The organism is Agromyces sp. NPDC056965, from assembly GCF_042673425.1.
Classification (GTDB): Bacteria; Actinomycetota; Actinomycetes; order Actinomycetales; family Microbacteriaceae; genus Agromyces.
Genome location: NZ_JBHURI010000147.1, coordinates 1 through 5,142, shown reverse-complemented (window position 1 = coordinate 5,142; position 5,142 = coordinate 1). Strand labels below are relative to the sequence as shown.

Below are 5,142 nucleotides of genomic sequence, written 5' to 3'. Positions count from 1 at the left end.
GCGGCGAGACGCTCGCGATCCTCTCGCCGAAGGGCGAGCTCTGGGTCACGGGCGCGGCGGGCGAGCTGCAGTTGAACCCGGCAGACACGGAGCCGGCCGCCAGACTGGGCGCCGATGCGCACGTGGCGGTGTCGAACGCGGGCGTGGTCTACGCGAGTTCCGCAGAAGACGACGAACTCGTGACGATCGCGGCGCCGGGCTCGGAGCCCGAGACGAGCGATCTTCCGGCGATTGGCGAGCACCAGCTCTCGGTCGTGGGCGACGAGCCCGTCATCCTCGATACGAAGCAGAACGCTCTCATCATCGACGGTGCGGCGCGAGAACTCGGCGAGACCGCATTGAAGATCCAGCAGGTTGGTGCCGAGAGCGACACGGTGCTGCTCGCCACGGGCGATGCCCTCGTACGCGTACCGCTCTCCGGTGGGGACGCCGAGGTGATCTCCGCCGACATCGACGCCCCTGCGCCTGCGGCGGATGTCTCGAGCCCCGTCTGGCTCGACGGCTGTGCGCACGGCGCCTGGGCCGGGGCAGGCCGCTACCTGAACGCATGCGACGGGCAGAAGCCGATGTTGCAGACCATCGAACAGGTTACGGCGGGCTCGCGACTCGAGTTCCGGGTGAATCGCAGCGTCATCGCCTTGAACAACCTGTCGAACGGCAACGTGTGGCTCGTCGACTCGAATCTGCGTCTCGTCGACAACTGGGACGAGGTGACGCCGCCCGACGAGACCGACGCCGAAGAGGGCGATGAGAAGGCCTCCCAGCAGACGTTCGAAGACACACTGGCCGAGCGCAGCGAGACCAACCGTCCGCCCACCGCGCGCGACGACGACTTCGGCGTCCGCCCCGGCCGCACGACGCTCCTCGAGGTGCTCGAGAACGACACGGACCCCGACGGCGACGTGCTCACCGCGACGAACATCAGCGAGATCCCCGAGCAATCGGGCCGTCTCGAGGTCATCGACGGGGGTCGTGCCCTGCAGTTCACCCCGGCTCAAGGGGCCGTGGGCACGATCTCGTTCCAGTACACCGCCGACGACGGGCGCCTCGGCGTGGCGCAGGCGCATGTCGACGTGACGATCCGGCCGACGGAGGAGAACAACGCTCCGGTCGCCATCAGGGAGGGTGCGATCAGCGTCGAGCAGGGCAAGTCGATGGGCTACAACGTGCTCAGCGACTGGGTCGACCCCGACGGCGACGACGTCTTCCTCGTGAGCGCGTCGCCCACGAGCGGTGATTCCGTGCGGTTCGCGCCCGACGGCTTCGTCACCTTCGAGCACAAGACCGGAGAACTCGGCACGAAGGAGGTGCAGTTCGTCGTCTCCGACGGCAGTGTCACCTCGGCCGGGGTGCTCACCGTCGACGTCAAGGAGCCGGGCGCGCTGAACCCGGTCGGGACCCCCGACTTCGCCGAGGTGTTCGTGGGGGAGACCGCCCTCATCGAACCCCTCGTCAACGACCTGAGCCCATCGGGGGAGCCGCTGGCGCTGCTCGGCGTGGCCGACGCCCCGTCGGGGGCAGCGGTCACGCCGAACCTCGAACGCGGTGCGATCTCGTTCAGCTCCGACCAGGTCGGCAGCCACATCTTCCTCTACAACCTCGGCGCCGGTGCGGCGACGAGCGTCGGGCTCATCCGCGTCGACGTCAAGGAGGTCCCGGGGGAGTCGTCGCCGCCGATCGCGGTCAAGGACATCGCCTACCTCCGTCCCGGCGAGCCGACGACGCTGCCGGTGCTCGTGAACGACGTGTCGCCGAGCGGGCGTGTGCTCGCCGTGCAGACCGTCGACACCGAGGCATCCGGTGACCTGCTCTCGGTCGAGGTGCTGAACAACGCGGTGACGCGCATCACGGCGTCCGAAGCGCTCACCCAGCAGCTGCAGTTCGAGTACACCGTCTCCGACGGCATCGCGAGTTCGACGAGCACCGTGACCGTCGTGCCCGTGCCGCCGCTCGTGAAGCACCAGCCGCCCGTCGCGGTCGACGACGCGATCACGGTTCGCGCAGGCGACATCGCGACTGTTCCGGTGCTCGACAACGACTACCACCCCGACGCGGCACCCCTGATTCTCGACCGCGAGCTCGCCGAGACTTCGGCCGCCGGCGGTCTCGCGTTCGTCGCCGAAGACGCCGTGCGGTTCCAGGCGCCTGATGAACCCGGCGTCTACACGGTCGGGTATCGCATCCTCGACGACTACGAGCAGACGGCGACGGCGACGGTGCGATTCACCGTCGTGGGCCCCGATGCCAAATCCAACCGGCCGCCGCTGCCGTTGCCGCTGACCTCGCGCACCTTCGAGGGCACCGCGGTCGAGATCGACGTTCCTCTCGACGGCATCGATCCCGACGGCGACTCCGTCACGCTCGTCGGCATCACCACCCCGCCCTCGCTCGGTCGAATCGTCGAGACCGGCAGCACGCACATCAGCTTCGAGGCCTACGCGGGGTCGGCCGGCACTGAATCGTTCACCTACGAGGTGGCCGACACGGCGGGCAAGACTGCGACGGGCACGATCCGCATCGGCGTGATCCCTCGGCCCGCCGAAGCACTCCCGCCGAACGCCGTCGACGATGTCGTCGAACTGCGCCCGGGTCGCCGTGCGGCGATCGACGTGCTCGCGAACGATTCCGACCCGAGCGGATACCCGATCAAGGTGCAGAAGAAGCTCCCCGAGGTCGGCGAAGGCCTCACGGCGAGCGTGAAGAACAACCGGGTGCTCGTCGAGGCGCCCGACTTCGAGGGCGGCAACTCGGTCCGCTACGAGATCACGAACGGCCACGGCGGCGCCGACGGAGCCTTCATCCAAGTACTCGTCGCGAAGGACGCGAAGATCGAGCCCCCGACGGCGCACGACCAGGTCGTCGAGCCGAAGCAGGTGGCCGACAAGAACTCGGTCACGGTCGACCCGCTGAACGATGCGCAGAACCCCGGCGGTCTGGTCGAGGACCTCGTGGTGACCGTCGAGGGCCCGAACTCCGAGAACGCCGAGGTCATGACCGACGGCACCGTCAAGGTGAAGCCGACCTCGAAGCGGCAGGCGATCGCCTTCCGACTCACGAACGACGTCGACGAGCTCACGGCGATGGCGTTCATCATCGTGCCGCCGAAGACCGACCCCGACGATGCGGAGAAGAAAGAAGCGGAAGAGACGTTCCCTCCGCCCTACCTCGCCGAACTCGGCCCGCAGATCGTCCGCATGAACGGCACCATCTCGTGGAGCGTGGGCGACATCGTGATCGTGCCGTCGGGCAAGCCCGCGCGCATCCTCTCAGCGACGGCATCGAACAGCGACGGGTCGTCGCCGATGACGGATGCGTCGACGCTCACGTTCAAGCCGGCCAAGGACTTCCGCGGCCAGGCGACCGTGACCTTCGAGGTCACCGACGGCGAGAGCGCCGGTGATCCCAAGGGCAAGAAGGCATTCCTCACGATCCCGGTGACCGTCGGCGATCCCAACTTCGAAGACGTGCCGCCGACCTTCACGCCGCGGAGCATCAAGCTCGAGGCGGGCGAGAAGGCGCAGGCGGTCGACCTGCGCCAGTCGAGCGGGCACCCGAGCGACAAGGTGCTGCAAGAGCTCTCGTACAACGGACTCAGCGGCCAGACCGCCGACTTCCAAGCGGGCATCAGCGGTTCGATGTTGTCCGTCGGCGCCCCGCTGGGCGTGCAGCCTGGCACGAAGACGACGCTCACGTTCACGGTCGACTACAAGGAGTTCTCGGTGCCGGGCTCGATCGACGTCGAAGTCGTGACCTCGTCGCGGCCGAAGGCGCAGGCGCGCGATGACGGACCGCAGGAGATGCTGCGCTCGCAAACACTGAAACTCGATGTGCTCGCGAACGACATCAACCCGTTCGCGGTCGAAGACACCCCGCTTCGCATCATCGACGCCCAGATCGACCAGGATTCGGTCGGCTCCGCCGCGAGCGTGAGCTTCACCGCGACGGACATCTCGGTGAAGACCGGACCGTCGTTCACGGGCGAGTTGAGCATCGTCTATCGCGTCCAAGACGGCACCAAGGATCCGACACGAGAGGTGCAGGGTCGTGCGACGGTCATCGTGCGTGCCGCGCCCGATGCGCCGGGCAAGCCGGCGGTGACGACCGGAGACCAGTCTGCGACCGTGCGCTGGAACGCTCCGGCGAGCAACAACTCGCCGATCACCGGGTACACGGTGAGCTGGTCGGGCGGCAGCACCACGTTCGGCGCCTCTACGGCAGGCTCGGCGCAGACGATCACCGGTCTCAAGAACGGCACAGCGTACAGCTTCACCGTGACTGCGACGAACAAGATCGGCGTGTCGGCCCCGTCGCCGACGAGTGATTCCGTGACCCCGTTCGGCAAGCCGGGGGCCCCGCCGTGGGCGAATCTCTGGGCCTCGAGCGACGGCTCCGGCGCGATCAAGCTGACGTGGGGTGCTGCGCCCGCCAATGGAAGTCCGGTCACCTCCTACAACTGGCAGTTCGTGCTGAACAGCACGAAGTCGGGATCGACGTCGGCACTCTCCGTCAATGGCGATGCCGGCATTGGGTTCCAGCACAACTTCAGGGTCCAGGCGTGCAACGCGGGGGGCTGCGGACCGTGGACGCAGTCGAACACCACGGCCGCGACGCAACCCCCGCCGGCGGTCACCCTCAGCAAGGGCGCGGCCGAGAGCAGCGGCTACTACTACAACGTGGATGTCTCCTGGTTCCCGCCGAACACATCGCAGCGACTCGTCACCTACTGCAACGGCGGATACTTCCGGGAGACCACGATCTCGATCGGCGCCGACGGCAAGGGGTCGCACCGGGGGAGCTGGGGAGCATCGAGCGGATGGTGCGGATACAGCGACGTCTGGGCGACGGTCGGCGGCCACGAGAGCAATCACATGGACTTCAGGAACTAGGAAGGACGCAGGCTCGGGCCTTGACGTGGGGAGTCCTCCCCATGCTGAGGCTCGACGCGATCGTGTTAGCGTGTACCCCGGTGTGGGGTACAGCTTCGACGCCGTATCGAGCTTCGAACCACGATCAGGGGAGTGACGGGTGAGTGCCATGGCGTCGTGGTTGCGCACGCGCAAGGCCGCAGCCTCGACCGTCGCGATCACCTTGCTCGCCGGCGTTCCGCTCACCTTCGCGGTGCTCCATCAGGGTTTTCCGGTG

1 protein-coding gene is annotated in these 5,142 nt (G+C 67.6%); it reads left to right on the top strand.

All coding sequences use genetic code 11. The features are described from left to right. Positions 1-4,886 (top strand): Ig-like domain-containing protein (locus tag ACFTQE_RS19930; protein WP_376926699.1); only part of this gene is annotated, 4,886 nt, incomplete at its 5' end. Positions 4,887-5,142: the final 256 nt, after the last annotated feature.